The 16,472-nt window shown below is 58.4% G+C and carries 20 protein-coding genes and 1 pseudogene; 10 read left to right on the top strand and 11 right to left on the bottom strand.

Annotated elements, in window-relative coordinates; genetic code table 11:
• The first annotated feature begins 2 nt into the window (after positions 1-2).
• Positions 3-920: a hypothetical protein gene (locus tag POS17_RS17310; RefSeq protein ID WP_060839708.1), complete on the top strand. Its 918-nt coding sequence runs from the start codon at positions 3-5 to the stop codon at positions 918-920.
• Here POS17_RS17310 and POS17_RS17315 read toward each other — a convergent pair.
• Positions 907-1,392 carry a winged helix-turn-helix transcriptional regulator gene (locus POS17_RS17315; RefSeq protein WP_060839709.1) on the bottom strand — a complete coding sequence of 162 codons (486 nt, stop codon included), beginning with the start codon at positions 1,390-1,392 and terminating at the stop codon, positions 907-909. The two genes, POS17_RS17310 and POS17_RS17315, sit on opposite strands and share 14 nt — an antisense overlap.
• A gap of 112 nt (positions 1,393-1,504) precedes the next feature.
• Here POS17_RS17315 and fabF point away from each other — a divergent pair, with 112 nt between their 5' ends.
• A complete protein-coding gene (gene fabF, locus POS17_RS17320; protein ID WP_060839710.1) occupies positions 1,505-2,773 on the top strand; it encodes a beta-ketoacyl-ACP synthase II in 1,269 nt (422 codons plus the stop codon).
• A gap of 66 nt (positions 2,774-2,839) precedes the next feature.
• Here the strand turns inward: fabF and POS17_RS17325 are convergent, their stop codons facing one another.
• The 3 genes from POS17_RS17325 to POS17_RS17335 all read right to left on the bottom strand — a co-directional run bounded on the left by POS17_RS17325 (position 2,840) and on the right by POS17_RS17335 (position 4,255).
• Entirely contained in the window at positions 2,840-3,307 is a 468-nt protein-coding gene (locus tag POS17_RS17325) for an anti-virulence regulator CigR family protein (RefSeq protein ID WP_060839711.1), read from the bottom strand.
• A gap of 141 nt (positions 3,308-3,448) precedes the next feature.
• Positions 3,449-3,682, bottom strand: coding sequence for a YceK/YidQ family lipoprotein (locus POS17_RS17330; protein WP_060839712.1), 234 nt, complete (start codon positions 3,680-3,682; stop codon positions 3,449-3,451).
• 69 nt (positions 3,683-3,751) lie between these two features.
• Positions 3,752-4,255 (bottom strand): hypothetical protein, encoded by a 504-nt coding sequence (locus tag POS17_RS17335; RefSeq protein WP_060839713.1) that lies wholly within the window; start codon positions 4,253-4,255, stop codon positions 3,752-3,754.
• Between the two features lie 183 nt (positions 4,256-4,438).
• On the opposite strand from POS17_RS17335, the gene POS17_RS17340 reads away from it, so the two are divergent.
• Positions 4,439-4,684, top strand: a complete 246-nt coding sequence (locus POS17_RS17340; RefSeq protein WP_060839714.1) for a hypothetical protein — start codon at positions 4,439-4,441, stop codon at positions 4,682-4,684.
• A 97-nt stretch (positions 4,685-4,781) separates the two neighbouring features.
• Here POS17_RS17340 and POS17_RS32075 read toward each other — a convergent pair whose 3' ends face one another.
• Both POS17_RS32075 and POS17_RS17350 read right to left on the bottom strand, forming a co-directional pair.
• A complete protein-coding gene (locus POS17_RS32075; protein ID WP_159426427.1) occupies positions 4,782-4,937 on the bottom strand; it encodes a hypothetical protein in 156 nt (51 codons plus the stop codon).
• Between the two features lie 254 nt (positions 4,938-5,191).
• Positions 5,192-6,160: a threonine ammonia-lyase gene (locus POS17_RS17350; protein ID WP_060839716.1), complete on the bottom strand. Its 969-nt coding sequence runs from the start codon at positions 6,158-6,160 to the stop codon at positions 5,192-5,194.
• Between the two features lie 239 nt (positions 6,161-6,399).
• On the opposite strand from POS17_RS17350, the gene POS17_RS17355 reads away from it, so the two are divergent.
• Entirely contained in the window at positions 6,400-6,873 is a 474-nt protein-coding gene (locus tag POS17_RS17355; RefSeq protein WP_060839717.1) for a hypothetical protein, read from the top strand.
• Between the two features lie 88 nt (positions 6,874-6,961).
• On the opposite strand, the gene POS17_RS32195 is transcribed toward POS17_RS17355, so the two are convergent.
• Both POS17_RS32195 and POS17_RS31785 read right to left on the bottom strand, forming a co-directional pair.
• On the bottom strand, positions 6,962-7,099 hold the full coding sequence (locus tag POS17_RS32195) for a PA0050 family protein (RefSeq protein WP_016966878.1): 138 nt from the start codon (positions 7,097-7,099) through the stop codon (positions 6,962-6,964).
• Between the two features lie 61 nt (positions 7,100-7,160).
• Positions 7,161-7,301, bottom strand: coding sequence for a PA0050 family protein (locus tag POS17_RS31785; protein WP_003083582.1), 141 nt, complete (start codon positions 7,299-7,301; stop codon positions 7,161-7,163).
• A gap of 396 nt (positions 7,302-7,697) precedes the next feature.
• Here POS17_RS31785 and POS17_RS31090 point away from each other — a divergent pair, with 396 nt between their 5' ends.
• On the top strand, positions 7,698-7,859 hold the full coding sequence (locus POS17_RS31090; RefSeq protein WP_082729266.1) for a DUF2986 domain-containing protein: 162 nt from the start codon (positions 7,698-7,700) through the stop codon (positions 7,857-7,859).
• Positions 7,860-7,875: 16 nt separating this feature from the next.
• Here POS17_RS31090 and POS17_RS17360 read toward each other — a convergent pair whose 3' ends face one another.
• Positions 7,876-9,384, bottom strand: a complete 1,509-nt coding sequence (locus POS17_RS17360) for a diguanylate cyclase (RefSeq protein ID WP_060839718.1) — start codon at positions 9,382-9,384, stop codon at positions 7,876-7,878.
• A 223-nt stretch (positions 9,385-9,607) separates the two neighbouring features.
• On the opposite strand from POS17_RS17360, the gene POS17_RS31790 reads away from it, so the two are divergent.
• From POS17_RS31790 to POS17_RS31095, 5 genes and pseudogenes are all read left to right on the top strand, one after another.
• Positions 9,608-9,955, top strand: coding sequence for a hypothetical protein (locus POS17_RS31790; RefSeq protein WP_148654977.1), 348 nt, complete (start codon positions 9,608-9,610; stop codon positions 9,953-9,955).
• Positions 9,956-10,193: 238 nt separating this feature from the next.
• Positions 10,194-10,979: pseudogene (locus POS17_RS32755) on the top strand (MCP four helix bundle domain-containing protein); the annotation flags it as partial.
• Between the two features lie 99 nt (positions 10,980-11,078).
• Positions 11,079-11,834: a methyl-accepting chemotaxis protein gene (locus tag POS17_RS32760; protein WP_375136269.1), complete on the top strand. Its 756-nt coding sequence runs from the start codon at positions 11,079-11,081 to the stop codon at positions 11,832-11,834.
• 404 nt (positions 11,835-12,238) lie between these two features.
• Positions 12,239-13,201, top strand: coding sequence for a bifunctional GNAT family N-acetyltransferase/nucleoside diphosphate kinase regulator (locus POS17_RS17375; protein ID WP_173655905.1), 963 nt, complete (start codon positions 12,239-12,241; stop codon positions 13,199-13,201).
• A 984-nt stretch (positions 13,202-14,185) separates the two neighbouring features.
• On the top strand, positions 14,186-14,569 hold the full coding sequence (locus tag POS17_RS31095) for a TipAS antibiotic-recognition domain-containing protein (RefSeq protein ID WP_082729890.1): 384 nt from the start codon (positions 14,186-14,188) through the stop codon (positions 14,567-14,569).
• A gap of 516 nt (positions 14,570-15,085) precedes the next feature.
• Here POS17_RS31095 and POS17_RS17380 read toward each other — a convergent pair.
• Positions 15,086-15,463, bottom strand: a complete 378-nt coding sequence (locus POS17_RS17380; protein ID WP_060839721.1) for a hypothetical protein — start codon at positions 15,461-15,463, stop codon at positions 15,086-15,088.
• A gap of 24 nt (positions 15,464-15,487) precedes the next feature.
• On the bottom strand, positions 15,488-16,051 hold the full coding sequence (locus tag POS17_RS17385) for a hypothetical protein (RefSeq protein WP_060839722.1): 564 nt from the start codon (positions 16,049-16,051) through the stop codon (positions 15,488-15,490).
• Positions 16,052-16,472: the final 421 nt, after the last annotated feature.

Raw genomic sequence — 16,472 nt, forward strand, 5'->3', positions numbered from 1 at the left:
CCGTGAAAGCTCATGCTTATCTGCTGCGTACCCTGGCCGTGCTGCTGGCGGCCATCGTCCCCGCGGTGATCCTCCTCGGTCATACCCGCCCCACCACCTACCCGCCGTTTGCCCCCCACCTCGACTGGCCTCGACTGGGCGCCTGGGGCTGCTGCCTGCTGGGCCTGGCCGCGCTGTTCGTGCTGGCCGGCCTGCGCATTCGCGGACGCGTCCTCGGGGTACTGATAGACGAGCGCAATCGCTACTCGCTGTCGCGTTTGCAGATGAGCCTGTGGACCCTGCTGGTGCTGGCCACCTTGTACACGGTGTACATCGCGAACATTGTCCGCGGCGATGCCACCACGGCGCTGATGGTGGATCTGGACTACAACCTGATCACGTTGATGGGGTTCAGCCTGGCCAGTTTTGTCAGCGCGCCCATGGCCCTGAGCCGTAAAGCCGAGCAACCTACCGACAGCGGAGCGCTGGCCAGCACCGGCCAGCAGTTGCTCGACAGCCAGAACCTCGCTTCCATGCCATCGGCCAATGGCCAGGTGTTGATGAAGGGTAATCCGCAGGATGCGCGACTGGCCGATCTGATTCGCGGTGAAGACGTAAGTAACGGCACCATCGTCGACCTGCCGCGCCTGCAGATGCTGCTGATCACCCTGGTGGTGATCCTGGTGTATGGGGCAGCCGTCGGTCATAGCCTGGGGTCCGGCTACTGGGTTCTGCAGGATTTGCCGAAACTGCACACCACCCTGCTGTTGCTGGCCCTGATCAGCCACAGCGGCTACGTGGTCGGCAAACTGATCCCCACTAGCCCGAACCCTGCCGCGAGCGGCCCCATGCCGGCCATCGAGTCTCAGCAACCGGCGCCCCAAGCTGAGGCGGGCGCGGCGCAGAATCAGCCCGCCCCCGGCGCGCTCAATCCGTCATAGATGCAAAGCGCTGGCGCATGCTGGCACTGGCGGCGGGCCCGGCCTGCACGGTGCAATCCTGCAACGCCACCAGATGCCCGTCGACCCTATCCGCCATGACCGGGTGCACAGGTCGTCCGCTTTCACGCTCGATCAGTTGCACGCTCTCGCCTTCGGGAGCGAAGTGGCGATTGCCCCATGCCACGAACGCCAGCAACACCACGCGAAAGTCCTCGCCCTTGGCGGTCGGCACATATTCATGGCGCAAGGGCCGCTCGCTGTAGGCGCGGCGCTCCAGCAACCCGGCCTCCACCAGGGCATTCAAGCGCCGGGTCAGCATGTTCGGGGCAATGTCCAGGCTGCGGGAGAACTCGTCGAAACGCCTCAAGCCATGCAGCGCGTCGCGCATGATCAAGATGCTCCACCACTCGCCGACTCGCTCCAGGCTCCTGGCGATCGGACATTCGGCTTCGATCAGACTTTTTCGTTGCATGACGGGCTCCTGCAGTGCACCTCGGTTTTTGTGGATCCGAATGTTACTTTCATGATGATAGTATCGTCCACGTTTCGTTGTTCCCCCAAACAAGCGAAGGAGCAGGACCCGTATGAGTAAACGCATCGTAGTCACCGGCATGGGCGCAATCACTCCCCTGGGCTGTGGCGTCGAGCAAGTCTGGCAACGCCTGCTGGCGGGGCAGTCCGGCATCCGTCAACTGCCGGAGGAGTTCATCCAGGGCCTGTCCACCACCATTGGCGGCCAGGTGCCCGACTCGCTGCAGGATCCGCAGGCCGGCTTCGATCCGGACCGTCTGCTGACGCCCAAGGAACAGCGCAAGATGGACCGCTTCATTCTCTTTGCCCTGGCCGCAGCGGAAGAAGCCCTGGCCCAGGCGCAGTGGAAACCCGATAACGCCGCCGCCCAGGAACGGACCGCCACCATCATTGCCTCGGGAGTCGGAGGCTTCCCGGCCATTGCCGATGCCGTGCGCACCAGCGACAGCAAAGGCCCGCGGCGTCTGTCGCCATTCACCATTCCATCATTCCTGAGCAATATGGCCGCCGGCCACGTTTCGATCCGCCACGGCCTCAAGGGACCGCTGGGTGCGCCTGTCACTGCCTGCGCCGCCGGGGTGCAGGCCATCGGTGACGCGGCACGAATGATCCGCGCCGGAGAAATCGATATCGCCGTCTGTGGCGGAGCGGAAGCGGCGATTCACCAGGTCAGCCTGGCTGGCTTCGCCGCTGCACGTGCCTTGTCCAGCGATTACAACGACACGCCGGAGCGTGCCTCACGCCCCTTCGATCAGGCCCGGGACGGGTTTGTCATGGGCGAAGGCGCCGGTCTGCTGGTCATCGAGGAGCTGGAGCATGCCCTGGCCCGAGGCGCGCAACCCATCGCCGAACTGGTGGGCTATGGCACCAGCGCCGACGCCTACCACATGACTGCCGGCCCGGAAGATGGCGACGGCGCCCGGCGCGCCATGCAGCAGGCACTGAGTCAGGCCGGCGTCCAGCCTGCCCAGGTACAGCACCTGAATGCCCATGCCACTTCCACCCCCGTGGGCGACAAAGGCGAGCTGGCAGCGATCAGGAGCGTATTTGGCAGCGGCCGTGGCCCGGCCATTAGCGCCACCAAATCCGCCACTGGCCATTTGCTGGGCGCGGCCGGCGGGATCGAGGCGATCTTTACCATTCTCGCCTTGCGCGACCAGATCGCCCCGGCCACGCTCAACCTGGAAAACCCCGACCACGACGCTGCGGGACTTGACCTGGTCAGCGGCCAGGCACGTCAGGTGGCCATGCAATACGCCCTGTCCAATGGTTTCGGTTTTGGCGGGGTCAATGCCAGCGTGCTGTTCAAGCGCTGGGAATAACCGTCGAACCGGCGGGCCCCATGTCGAGGTTGCAGCCGCGATGGGCTGAAACCTCGACAGCCTTCCTCAGTTCAACACGTCATTCAGCACTTCGTAGATGATCCCGCTGGCAATGGCCACCAGGATCAGGTCTGTTCCGGCCTGTCGCCATTCGTAACCGTCATAGCGAGGCAGTTGGCCAAGCAGCCGGCTGTCGAGTTTCTTGGCGATTCCCGGAGGAAGAGGCTTGCCACGGGCCAGGTTCTTCTGGATGCCGGGAGGCAATGCCGGCCCAGGACTCCAATAATCACGATGCCCGCCGAGAATACCCACGACACCGCCACGATCGATGCTGGGGCCGTGCTGCCAATCCTCGGACGCGGACTTTTTACCTTTGCCGTGTCCGTTCTGGTTGCCGTGCCCGTGTTCATCGGCGGAGTCAGACCTGGAATGGCCCTGGCCCTTGCCACCGCCCGGGTCGGCCAAGACCAGAGGAGAAGCCGTGATCAGGAAAAGACAGGCAAAAGTGGTAACCAGCCGATTGGACTTGTGCATATCAATGCTCTTCAGAAGGCCTCTGTCACACTCCAATGTAGACGGCATTGCACCTCGAAGGAGCCCGCAGATCAGTTGGCAAAGCGCTTTCACACAGTAGCGGCTCCCCATTCACAGCGGCACGCTGTCTGCCCTCACGTATCAAAGCGAGCAGCTGTACTGATGCTCAAAAGGAAACATCAGCGTATCCACCACGCCGGAAAACGGTGCATCCAGCGCCAGCAATGGCCAGAGCACTCCGTTGTTTTCCTTCGCCAGGGCCCAGTCCATGCGCACGCCGATATAGGGACAGGTGTAGGGAGTGGTACGGGCAATCAAGGCCGTGCACCCATTGAGCCCCAGGGCCAGGACCAGCAACAACAGACTTCGCAACACGTAACATCCTTATTAATTGCATCGGCAAGCGCCCTGGGCGCTGCATGGCCGAGGCGGCACTGAACACGCTCAAGCCTTGTAGTCGCAATGGATCTGCAGGCTTTCCGTAGGGTTGCGGTGGATCTCGAAGCCACATTGCCTGAGGGTTTCCTTGACTTCATCAACCAGCGCCGCGTAACGCGCCTGGCGCCGGTTCTGGCGCGCCGGCGAAGTGAAGACGCCCAGTGGCAGGAAACGCAAGCGCTTGCCGTCGAGGACGATCGACACATCGACATGAGTGCCATCCACATCGTGGCCGTTGGAGCCGAAGATGTCCTCAAGTTCCTGCTTGCGTTGCGGATAACACCAGCAGAACAGGCGGATGCCCAGCCAGCGTGACAGGCTCCTGAAAGCGCCCAGGTAGCTGCTTTTGTGCTCGTAACCACGGGTCACCAGCAGTTGCACAGAGCACGGCAGCCTGGACTGAACCTCAAGTAGTTGTGCAAAGGCCCGGTGGTCCACCATGACCCTTGAGGACGGCCAGCGCGGCCCTATCCTCAGGCCCTGGTGGTTGCCCTTTGTCAGTATCAGCATGCCGATCGAACCTGATTGTTACGCGGGCCCGAATGGTACACAGAGCGGCCTCCGGATGCAGGAAATTCACCGCACAAAAAACCGCCGCCACCGCGCTCGCACAGTGACAGCCCGGCGGCGGTTTAGTTAAAGTAGTGATGGCTCATAGCCATTATTGTTGATCACAGTGACCGCAGAGGTTGTATGTACGATTTAACGAGTCTGGTCATTGTCGATAGCCCGTTTGGCTTGAATGTCCTGCAAGTCACCGCCGACCTGGTGGCCGGCGCGCTGGAGGAGCTGCTGCAAAATTGCGCAGGCGGCGCCAGCATCACTCAGAAACTCGACTACTCCATCCTGAGCCTCTATCAGGACAAGCTCGAAGCGGCCATTCGCGACACGAGCCTGCCGGCGCTGCCCATGCTCAGTGCCACCGACAGCCTTTGCTGATTCGTCACCCGTGGTGGATGGCCGCTCTGGCCATCCTCTCGGCGCCACAGCGCGACGCGGGGAGAGCCCCGGCACACTGTCGGGACACCCTCGCCCTTCAGCCGAATACCATCATCAGGTACCAGATGACAAAGCCTGCTGACACCACGCTATGAAGAATCAACAGGTCGCGCATTCCAGTTGTCCTGCCGCTGACCAGCCAATAAGCGAAGACCAGCGGGTAGCACAGCAGGCAGGTGATCCCCAGCGCCATGATCGCCAGGACTGTACCAAGGCCCGGGAGGACCCTACGGGCATAGCCAAGCAGCCCACGAAGGCGATGCCGCCTAACGCCAGGATGATGATCAGGAAGGCAACGATCACGCGCTGCATGTCGGTTCGGTTGTCCATGCTTCTGTGCTTTCAGTTCTTTGGCTGGGATGAGCTTGACGCCACAGGATCGGCCCGACGGGCCATAAATGGCCCGAAACGCTGCTCCTGATGCAAGGAAAAATACTTGGGGGAGGCTCAGGATATTCCCGCGTAGGCAGCCCACTTCGTCATGTCTTGCAGGGATATGTTGCCGCCACAGACCACCAGACCGATGACCGCGTCCTCAGGCAGCGTCGGCGCGGTGGCCAGCATGGCCGGAACCAGCGCTCCGCAAGCCAGTTCAACCCATTGCCTGGCGTCCTGGGCGAAGCAAACCATGCCCTTGATCGCGTCATGGTCAGAAACCACGACCACGTCTTCCAGATAGTGGCGAGCGTGGGCAAACATCAGCTCATCGATGATGGGAACACCCAGGGTCGAGACGACAGAACTGATGTCCACGTCCACCGGTTTGCCTGCCTGCAACGCCTGATGCATGGAGCTTGCGCCGGCGGTCTCGACGCCCCAGACACGGATCTCGGGCTTGATCGCCTTCAACGCCGTGGCCACTCCCGCCAGCATCGCACCGCCACCCACCGCGACGAATACGTCGGTCAGGGACGGGCAGTCGGCAATGAACTCAAGGGCCAGGGTTCCATGCCCCTCGGCGATCAGGGTGTCGGCGCAATCGTCGATAACCACATAGCCCTCTTCCTCAAGCGCCTTGGCCCGGGCAAATGCGCCATGAACGTCTTTTTCGATCAGCACCGAACTGCCACTGGCGCGAATTCGCTCGACCGATGAGGAAGGCGCGCTCTCGGGCATGATGACCGTGACCTTGGCGCCAAAGCTCCTGGCCGCCTCGCCGATGGCAATCCCGAAATTGCCGCCGCTGACGGCAACGAAGTGGTTGTCGCCGAGATTCTCGGCAAACGCCGAAAACTTGTTGAGTACGCCACGGGCCTTGAACGAACCCCCGACCTGCATGTTTTCCAGCTTGAGAAACACCGGCCGCCGCGCCTTGTCGCTGAGCACCAAACTGTTGACCGTCGGCGTGCGAGTTACCGATCCATCAATCCGTTGCGCCGCTGCAACGATGGATTTGAAATCAATGAGCTGAGTCATCTGGGGCCACTTTCCTTGGATTGAGATGCACGGAACTCCCAACGTCCGCGCCTGGCCGGCTGGGTTGCAGACTGTCGCCGACCCCGGTGAAAACTACAGGACAACCGGGGCTGCGCGCCACACCTTGAGCGGCTTCGCTCGATCGATCAGCAACGGGAGGTCGCACGTAAGCGGTGTTTGCATAGGCCGCATGCCCAGGTGGTAGGCTAGCCGCCCTCCACCATCAGGAAGGTTTTCAAGTGACGCCCATCATCTGCGCCAATGAGTTCGACATCTGCGTCTCAATGCCTGACTTCGTCACCTGGGTCGAAGACCGGCACCTGCCCAACGCCGACCTGGCGGCAGCATTGAGTACCCTGGGCATCGCCCTCGACATTGGCCAGCTATACACCCGCTACTTCGATGACACCCCGGTCGGTACGGGTGATGTGCATGTCTATCCGAGTACTGGGAGTCAGAGCCTGTTGGTCATCGATCTGTACCGAGACCCCACCGACCAACTGGATATCGTCAGCGTCTCGTTGAAGATAGAGCCTGCGCTGCTGCCTCTGGCCCTGCCATTGCTGCGAGGGTTTTTCGACGCTGCCGAATGCCAGGTCGCCTTCAGGCAGTCCAGCCACTCACAGCAGTTGCGCTCGCTGATCGATGAAAGCCGCTACCCGGCCCCGAGCGAGGAAAGTGGCTATCACCAGCAATTGATTGCCCACTTGTAAAGCACTTGTCGGAGATGCTTCGGCACCTGCCGGTCTACCAGCTGAGCAGGCAGACCCGATCGGCGCCGGGCCTGCCGTAGCCGCTATCTCAAGGGCATTCGCAGGTCGATGGACCGAATACCGGACCGCTGCACGGATCCTTGGATGGGCCGAACACCGGGCACGAGGCCTGGGCAGTCAGGGAGAAACCCCACAGCAGCAATACCGCCAACAATACTTTCTTCATTTGCGACCTCCTGGTCAGTCATCCAATCGTCCATGTGCCCTGGCGAGGGCACGGACAGTCATCAAGGGCACTCGCAGACCGTCGGGCCGAGCACCGGACCGGCACAGGGATCTTCCCCAGGACCGAGCACCGCGCAGTCCGCCTGCGCTGTCAGCGAGAACATCCACAGCAGCAACGACGCCGCCAGCATTTTTCTTTTCAACCTGACCTCCTTGGTCGAGACAATGATCACGATCCGCGCTTTCCCCTTGTTTCAGGGGGCGGATGCACGCCCTTGGCAAGGCGCGCTGCAAATCCCGCCAGCACTCCCGCCAGCGGGCCCGAAACAGCAAAGACCACAGCCTGCGATTGCGCCAGTGCGGCACAGTGTCACGCCACTGGCCATCTGCCCCGACCGGGGCATGGGGCCCTCTTTGTCACCTTCAACACCCAAGGTCGCGACATCATCACCTGGGCCTGCGTGATCGACGGCAAGGACCAGAACTGCCGAACAGACCTGGGCCGCCAGCCAACCCGGTGCGCCCCGTACTCGGCACGGGTGAACGGCCCAATCCCCTTAGCTGATATCATCCGGCAACTTATCCGCCGAGTAACAACGATGAATCGCCGCAAGAAAATAAACCAACTGCTGAAGGCCAACGCCAAGAAGGCCAGCGCCAAACTGGCACCGAAAAAGAAGTCGACCTACATCAGCAAGGCCGACCGATTGAAACTGGCGGCTGAAGCCACTCAAGACCCGGCTATCGCTTCCGACAGCTGAACCTGCCTGGCAGCGCCTACTCCACCTTCGCCTCGGCAAAGCGGTTACGTCCCGATGCCTTGGCAATGTACAGCGCCTGATCTGCCGCCTCGATCAGTCCTTGCAAGTGATTCAGTTCCGCGCCCGTGGCGGCCGCAATGCCAATGCTGACACTCACACGTCCCAACGGGCTGGAGGTGTGCGCAATGTTCTCCTGCTCCAAGCGACTGAGAATAAGTTGCGCCACTATCCTGGCACCGTCGCTGTCGGTATCCGGCATGATGACGCCCATCTCCTCGCCGCCATAACGGGCCACCAGATCCGACGGCCGTCGCACACACTCCTCCAGGACTCTGCCAACCGCCTGCAGGCAGGCGTCTCCGGCTACGTGCCCGAGCGAATCGTTAAACAGTTTGAAGTGGTCGATATCAATCATCATCAAAGCCAAGGAGGCATTGGCACGTTGTGCACGTCGCGCTTCGGTGGCAAGGCTCTCGTCGAAGCAGCGCCGATTGGCCAGCCCCGTCAGGGGATCCTTCATGGCCAGCAACTCCAACTGGCGATTGGATGAGAGCAACTGCTGCTGGGCGCCTCGCAACTGGCCTTCAACCTCGGTTCGCCGGCGAATATCCAGGATCAAGAAGCAACCGATCAGCGCGGTAAGCCCCAGCAGCCCCGCCACTACGACCGTCGACAACAGCGCCTCCATTCGCCACGCGGCAAGGGCCTCTCGCTTGCCGAGTGCAACGGTCGTGATCAAAGGCAGCCGGTCACTCTTGCGAAAGGCATAAAGGCGCTCGACACCGTCCAGGCTGGAGGTAAACGACGCGGTACCGACGGATCGATCCACAAGGTACTTGGCATAGATCGGCGACTTGGAAAAGTTGCGCCCCATATCCTGCTCACGGAAGGGATAGCGAACCAGCAACGTACCATCGGTATTGGACAAGCCGATGGCCCCCTCCTGCCCGACATCGATTTTGCCGAACAACCGCAGGAAGTTTTCGATCCCCAAGGTCACCGCCACCACTCCGGCAAACTCGCCGCGCGGATCATTGAAACGCCGACTGAGGGTGATCACCCACTCCTGATTGGTACGGCTCTGGATGGGCGGCCCTATAAAGGTCTCACGGGATGGATCGTCGCGATGATGAATGAAATAAGCCCGATCACTGCTGTTCGCCCCGGCAGGAATGGGCCGATTGGAAGACATCAACCAACGGCCCTGATTATCGTAGATGGTGACGCCACTGAGCTGTGGCATCAGCGACTCTTGCCGGCGGATCAACTTACTCAGGCGCTGAATCTGTGTGGGGCCGCTCCCTTCGGTTTCCAGGCGCTCGACGAGCCCGAGCAAAAGCGCCGAGCTTTGGCGGACAATGCCTTCGGAGTAGGTAGCCAGCGCCTGGGTCAGATTCAAGCTATGGACATTCACATCCCTCAATACCTGCTCTCGAGATGCCCACACTTTCCAGACAGTCAATGACGCCAGGGAGCAACCAACGACCAACAGCAAAAGCACAACCAAGCGTGTGTCACGCTTCACGTTCCCACCTTATGGATAGTACGGTTCAAGTTCTAGTGTAGCGATTGTAATAGATAGGTAAAAATTTAAACTGGCTGCCGCGGGTAAAAAGTCCATTTCAGATCAACTAGCGGTAAATAGATGGTCGTTAATAAGCATCTGAAGAAATCACCATACCCACCGTGACATCAAGAATAACGCAACTGCGCAACACACCTCTGTACTGGCAACGCTAGTTCGCCTCTTGCCCCTCGATCTTGTGCTTGAATGCTTCGAGTGCAAAAACAATCAGTGGACGAATCGCTGGATCACTCGCAATGGTCTCGGCACTCAATTGCGTGGAAAACAAGTTTATCGAGATAGAGACTTCCTCCGCGATGCAAGCCGACAGTTTTTCAGCACCAGCCGCAATGCCGCCCGTGCACGCGAAGCCCTGGGTATCGGCGGCCCTACGACGGCCGAGGCCTTGCGCAGACTCCCCGAGGCCGCCTGCGAACGCACCCTGCCGATACACAGCCCCGACTTTTCGGGCAAGAAGTCTCGCATCAGTGCCACTGGCCGCAGCATCGCAGCCCTGGGCGTCAACCCTTGATTGGCGCTACATCGATATCGTCCATGACGCCAACTAGGAGCCCTGACGGAAACTTACCGTTAATATTGCACGCTAGTTCCAAATTAAACCTATGTCCTCTTGCAGAAAAAACACTTAACCAGTTAACGAATACTCTAAAAAATAATCGGCTCGTCGTTAAAGTTAGTAGAGATCTCGGCGGATACATGTAAACCCAAGCCAGCTTGGGCCAGCCAACTAAGAGTTCGTCGAGGGTCCTATGGACGCATTACGCAACATCAAGCTTTCCACGCGATTAATCTCTGCATTTGTGGTGTGCGCCATCATCACACTGGGAGTGGGGCTCTTGGGACGCTCGGGTATCGCATCGCTAAAAACAACAATAAACGCAATCGTTAGCAATAACCTGGTGTCCGTTAACAATACGGGCAATGCTCGGGCCGGTGTTTTTGCATACTCCAAGGATCTGCATGCGGCGCTGCTTCTTAAGTACACCAAGGCAGATTCAGGGATGTTCGAATCGGCCGTACAGTCCATGTCCGAAAACCAGCGGGAAGTTGAGCGGCTTTTCAAGGAGTACCGTCAGACGCCTCTCGCCGATGACGAGCGCGTGGCGGGCGATCAGTTCGAAAAGGACTGGCCGGCCTATGTCCAGGGGGCGAACAAGGTCATCGCCCTGGCAAGAGCCGGCGACCTTGACAGCGCCACGCAGATTTTCCAGCAGCAGCTTTCTCCGGCGTCCAAGAGAATTATCGATCAGCTGCAAGTCATAGTTGCCTCCAACTATCGTCAAAGCGGTGAAGCCGCCGACGCAGCCGAGACCGCCACTACCAGCGCTTACTGGACATTGGGCATCGGGGTGCTGATCGCTTTCCTCGCGGCCGTCTCGCTGGGCATGATCATCACCCGCTCGATCACCCGACCCCTTTCCATCGCTGTACACAGCGCAGAGGAAGTAGCGGAAGGAAACCTTTCCAAGAGCATTCAGGTCAGCGGTCGGGACGAGGTCAGTGCGCTGCTCAACGCGCTGGATAAAATGCAGCAAAACCTGCGGGCCACGGTCAAGGAGATCGGCAGTGCTGCTGATCAGCTGGCCTCTGCATCCGAAGAGCTGAACGCCGTTACGGAAGAAAGCTCACGGGGTATGACGCGGCAGAATGACGAGATTCAGCAAGCCGCAACCGCAGTCAACGAAATGACCGCGGCAGTGGAAGAAGTTGCCCGCAATGCCACAGGCGCCTCAGAAGCCTCCGAGCAGACCAGTCGCAGTGCCGTGCAAGGCCGCGATCAAGTGCGCAGAGCCGTTGACTCCGTTGGAGCAATGGCGGACGAGATTTCCAACTCGACCGGCAAGGTTGAAGTGCTTGCAACCCGCGTCAACGAGATCACAAAAGTGCTTGAAGTGATCAGGGCTATCGCCGAGCAGACCAATCTCCTGGCCCTCAATGCGGCCATCGAAGCCGCCCGGGCGGGTGAACAGGGTCGCGGCTTCGCCGTGGTGGCCGATGAAGTGCGCGCGCTGGCCCACCGGACCCAGGCCTCGACGGCGGACATCGAATCGATGATGCAACAGGTCCGCTCGGGCGCTGAAGAAGCCGTTCTCGCGATGAACAAAAGCAAGGAACTGGCCGCCGATACACGGGCCCAGTCGATTGAGGCCGGCCAGGCCCTGGACAGCATCACCGAGGGTGTTTCCATCATCAACGAAAAGAACCTGGTCATCGCAAGTGCTGCTGAAGAACAAGCTCAGGTCGCACGTGAGGTTGACCGTAACCTGGTCAACATCCAGGACCTTTCCGCACAAACCGCTACAGGCGCCCATCAAACCAGCGCTTCAAGCGCCGAACTGTCGCGACTCGCGACCTCATTTGGCGTGCTGATCAGCCGATTCACCGTTTGATGGTAAAGCGTTGACCGCCTGGACCAGGTATCCGCCTGATAGGTCAACAGGCTCCTCAAGCTGAAGCGCCTCCCCTTTTCGGGGAGGCGCCGACGGCCCACAGAGAACGACACGCAAAACTCTTGAAACCACCCCAAAAGCGGGGTCGGGCAAATCCCCCAAAACACTAAAACTGTTGACCAGGCCATCCACGTACATTTGCTGGAGCTGCTTGCGACGAACCTCTGGCTCGGATCAAGGGCCAGAACGATACAGCGCTGAGCATTCTCAATATCGTCGAGTTCGTCGAGGCTTGAGCGCTTGACTGGTTCGGGTTCAGCAAAACGCAGGCTTGCGCAAATTCTCGGGGATCTTCGCCATTACTCGCGATATATCTTAGAATGGCCGGTTGCCGAAGAACCGTCATGTCTATAGCCATGAAGGGCTTCCATCCTTTGCAGAGAAGTGTGGTTAAGATGAACAAGCCTTTCATTACGCTGTGCCCTGAAATAACTCGGGCGCACGCGCTGAAGTTGATGGGTTGGTTGGAAGATGAGCGCGTGACCTGCTATCTGAGCGACTCGCCTCATGTCTCCCGTTCCATTGAGCAAGCCATTGATCGGACTCAGTTGCCGATCCTGACCCATCTATTCAACCAGGGCGGCCGATTCTTCATGGCCTATGACCGGCATGACGTCCCGGTGGGCTTTGTCCGCCTGATCAAGACCGGCTCAAATTGCGAGATCGTCCTGGCCATTGGAGACTGCGAAAAATGGGGCCGAAACCTTGGCACCCGCACGATTCGCGAAGGCATGAAAATGGCCTTCCTCGACATGCTGGCCGAGAAACTCATCGCCAAGATTCACCCAGATAACTCGCGCTCGCTGAAAGCCTTTCTGCGTAGCGGTTTTATGCTTGAGAGCGAAACGCCGACATTGAAGTCATTGTCCATGACGGCGGGACGCTATCTCCAGTTCTTGCGCGAAGGAGCCGGTGACGACTCCACCAGGATCTACATCACTGAAATCGACAAGGCCAGGCTCGAAAGCCTAATCGCGCTCGAGCAAGGCCCGGCGATTGTTGAACTCGAACATGAGCTTGAGCGAGCCATTGTCGTCAAGCCGCAGCAGGTGGCGCGCAATGTCATCACAATGAACTCTAGGGCGTTGCTGCAACTGGACGACGAAGAGTTCGAAGCGGCCTTGGTCTACCCAGAAGACGCGGACAGCAGCGCAGGGAAGTATTCCGTGTATTCCGATCTAGGCGCCGCCATCCTTGGTTATCAGGAGGGGGACGCCATCGACTGGCGAATTTCTGATCGGACCCGCCGGATTGAGATCAGGAAAGTGCTTTACCAGCCGGAGGCTGCGGGCGACTTCCACCTGTAATTGCACCCTTTGCTCGATGTTCGTCCATCGGGCAAGGGGACTTCCCAAAGGACGGCGCTTCGCTTTCCGTGCCTGAGCGACCCATTGCATGGTCAAGGCTAGGAGCGGAGCGAGTTGCGAAAAGCAGGAGGCGACCGAACAGACCTGGCCGGCTCCTGCGACTGTTTTAATTCTCTGCATCTAAACCCCCACCCCAAACCCACCGGCCACGGAAGGCGGCACTTGCCTGAAATCGTCGCGATGCGAGCACTTCACCGCATCATCCACAAGATCAACAAGAGGCGGGAGTCAGGCTGTATCTCCATTACTTCGGTCGTACCAGCTGTTTGCCAGATCTCGCGATAGGCTAAACGGTCTGTTTACATCCGCAGCACTCTTTCCCGAACGAGGTATCACCGAGTGGCTGAGGCAGCGCCGGCCGCTGCTCTGGCAATGGCTCGAAGAGCAGCAGCGCGTACCGAACGATGAAAATGCAGCCGAAGCGCTTAGCCCTGCTGCATAAGCCTGATGGGATCCCTCACAAGGTGCGGTATCGCTACCACCAGATCAATCTGCGCCTGCAAGACCACCCACCGTTGATCTGTCCGATGCTGATGCGGACAGAAGACTGGTTGCAAAGCCGACAACACACTCAGGAACGCTGGGGAGGGAGGCGTCCTGGAGCCGGGTGACGCAGGAAAGGTCGCCAAGATAAATCGGTTTTATCTGACAGATAGCACCATGCCAGCCCAATAAAACGAGAAGTAAATTTGCTCGTGCACTTAACCAAGCAGTTTTGTCATCAGCATCGCTTTGCATCCTGAGTCATGTCGCAATCTAGATATTAAGCGCAGGCTAGATAATCGCTTACAGAGCGGCAAGGATCGTTGTGCGACACAACCAGCGCAAAAAATTACACCACATGTGTCACCTACTTGTAGTTGGGCGTCATAATCAACCTACACCGTTGCACACAACAATTTTTCTATCCAAACGAGCAGCCCCATGACTCTTCAAGATTCAGCCTCTGAATATCTCGAACAATGTCGACAAGCACTGACGGTAGAGCAAACAGAGTCCCTTGCCGAGACGAAAAATTGGTCACACGTTGATAAAACGCAAACTCATATTGATTGGGATGTCTTGTACAAGGAATTAACCCCTCTGATAGATGGCTCGCTTCCAGCATCGCCCGAAGTTCAAGCAATCATAGCGCGTCACTATTCGATCGCCTCACGCTTCTATCTTCCTTCTCAAAAGGCATACATTGGGATGGCTTTGTTCTATAGAGACAACCCCGACATGAAGGTATTTCATAACGCCTACCATCCAAAGATGGTCGACTTTCTGGGTGAAGCTATTTTTTTCTATGCAAGTCGCAATCTATAGCAACGGGTAGCAGACTTGCCGACTCAGCCGCCCAACCCGGCAGTTGATGGATCGCACAAAAATAACTCTTATAATTCGTAGCTTTATAGGCAAAAATATCAATGCTTTAGCAAAAATTAATCAGAAGAAGAAAAAGACGGAATCGCAGGGTGGTGGCAGCCATTCCCGACTTGAGTTGTGGTGAGTGTCGCGATTCCGACGAACGAGCTGACTTGAAAATCGAAAACCTTCAAAGGGGCTGCGCATGACAAATTGGCAACGTGGTGACTTAGTCGAGCTAGACGGCCTTCTTGCGGTCGTGGTCGGTATTGAAGGGGATCCAAATGTCCCCGAGGAGCACATCGCAGCATGGTTTGGTGCCCCAAGTTGCATCCGAAAGTCTAAGGGCGGAGCTGGTGCAGCGAGTCCGGAGGTTTGGACGGTGCCAGCGTACTTATTCGTACGAGCCGCTGAGCCTGATTGGCGTCACTAATAGTTGAAATACTAATCGGAATCCATCCTCGCCAGTGGCCATTCCTACCCTGCCGGCGTCATCTGGACCGCTACACAACGCCCTTTAGTTCTCACCTTCTCCACCAATCGTGCTCTGTTGACGAACACATTGATTTCGCAACTGCCTGAGTGCTGCACGTCTTCCAAGTATTCTGCGTGCACAAGTTGCCCGTTCTGCGGCCCCGTGTAAGTACCCGCGGCTTCACGTGAAACATAGCTACTGTCACGTACATATCTGAGCACGACCATATCTTCCTCCGGCGCCACCATGATCTGCCTTGGCACGCCGAAGAAGTCGATCAGTTCGCCCACCGGGCGATCTTTCCAGGCACTGCTGGCCGACAATGATGCGCAGCCACTGAGCAAGGTGGCGAGCAGGGCCAACATAAACAATCGGTTCATAAGGTCTTCTCCCTGAAGGCCAGGTTACTTGGCAGACATCTGCGCGAACCCTTCATCTATCTTCTGCATGATGGCCGCCTTGGCCGCCTCGCGGTTCAGTATCTGGAAGAACTGCGGCCCTGCCTTGCTCATTTGCGACGCGGGCATCACACCCAAGTGCTCCATCTTCTTGGCCTGGCGTTCAGTCGGCTTACAGACAAAGTCACGGCTTTGTGCCAGCCAGGCGTCAGGTTTGCTCTGCCATTGGCTGGAATACTTCACATTGCGAAAATCATTGAACACGCTGCGAAAATCCGCCGCACCCATGATGCGCACGCGGTTCTTCGCACAATCGATTTCGACATCGTAAGCGGTGAAGTTGGGTTTGCCGGGCTCTTCGTAAAGTTGATAGACACCCAATGATTTCGCGCCACCTGGACGATTGACGATGTGAGTGGGGTCGCCGTCGGCGATGAACACCTGATTCTTGCCCAAGACACCCTGGTAATGAACGACCCAGTAGTCGCCCTTCAGCACTTCACTCGCCTGGGCAGCGAGGGCACTACACAGTAATGCGGCAGGCAAAAGCTGCCTTGCAAAAGCGATCATGGGGACGGTCCTTTGCCGTTATTTTTGAAGGCGATAGCTTCGCACCCTGAACATGTAGCAAAGGGCTATCTAGCACATCCGTCCTATGCCTTTGACGAAAACGGCGGTCGCAAGCCCCCAGAGTTGCGGAAGCGATTCGAAAAACTGCGGAGCCCCCCCCAAAAAAATCCCAGGCAATAAAAAACCCGTAGACGTTAATCTACGGGGTTTTCAAGGGGAGGCCGAGGTCGGAATCGAACCAGCGTAGGCGGACTTGCAATCCAGACAACACTTCATAATTTCAACTAGTTAGTTACAAATCCGTTCCGCAAGTGCCATCACCTAGAAAGGCTGCAACCCACGGCCTATGCGGGTCATGAAATTGATTGGGGAACTGATTTCCTAGGGGCGTCGAATGCTCAAAAGAGGTCAGTCATGAGCG

Origin of the sequence: Pseudomonas sp. Os17 (assembly GCF_001547895.1) — a bacterium.
Classification (GTDB): domain Bacteria; phylum Pseudomonadota; class Gammaproteobacteria; order Pseudomonadales; family Pseudomonadaceae; genus Aquipseudomonas.

Excerpts from the sequence above, each read along its gene's own strand:
- POS17_RS17315 (WP_060839709.1), bottom strand. The coding sequence starts at position 1,392 with ATGCAACGAAAAAGTCTGATCGAAGCCGAATGTCCGATCGCCAGGAGC.
- fabF (WP_060839710.1), top strand. The coding sequence starts at position 1,505 with ATGAGTAAACGCATCGTAGTCACCGGCATGGGCGCAATCACTCCCCTG.
- POS17_RS17325 (WP_060839711.1), bottom strand. The coding sequence starts at position 3,307 with ATGCACAAGTCCAATCGGCTGGTTACCACTTTTGCCTGTCTTTTCCTG.
- POS17_RS17335 (WP_060839713.1), bottom strand. The coding sequence starts at position 4,255 with ATGCTGATACTGACAAAGGGCAACCACCAGGGCCTGAGGATAGGGCCG.
- POS17_RS17340 (WP_060839714.1), top strand. The coding sequence starts at position 4,439 with ATGTACGATTTAACGAGTCTGGTCATTGTCGATAGCCCGTTTGGCTTG.
- POS17_RS32075 (WP_159426427.1), bottom strand. The coding sequence starts at position 4,937 with ATGGCGCTGGGGATCACCTGCCTGCTGTGCTACCCGCTGGTCTTCGCT.
- POS17_RS17350 (WP_060839716.1), bottom strand. The coding sequence starts at position 6,160 with ATGACTCAGCTCATTGATTTCAAATCCATCGTTGCAGCGGCGCAACGG.
- POS17_RS32195 (WP_016966878.1), bottom strand. The coding sequence starts at position 7,099 with ATGAAGAAAGTATTGTTGGCGGTATTGCTGCTGTGGGGTTTCTCCCTG.
- POS17_RS31090 (WP_082729266.1), top strand. The coding sequence starts at position 7,698 with ATGAATCGCCGCAAGAAAATAAACCAACTGCTGAAGGCCAACGCCAAG.
- POS17_RS32760 (WP_375136269.1), top strand. The coding sequence starts at position 11,079 with ATGACGCGGCAGAATGACGAGATTCAGCAAGCCGCAACCGCAGTCAAC.
- POS17_RS17375 (WP_173655905.1), top strand. The coding sequence starts at position 12,239 with ATGTCTATAGCCATGAAGGGCTTCCATCCTTTGCAGAGAAGTGTGGTT.
- POS17_RS31095 (WP_082729890.1), top strand. The coding sequence starts at position 14,186 with ATGACTCTTCAAGATTCAGCCTCTGAATATCTCGAACAATGTCGACAA.
- POS17_RS17380 (WP_060839721.1), bottom strand. The coding sequence starts at position 15,463 with ATGAACCGATTGTTTATGTTGGCCCTGCTCGCCACCTTGCTCAGTGGC.
- POS17_RS17385 (WP_060839722.1), bottom strand. The coding sequence starts at position 16,051 with ATGATCGCTTTTGCAAGGCAGCTTTTGCCTGCCGCATTACTGTGTAGT.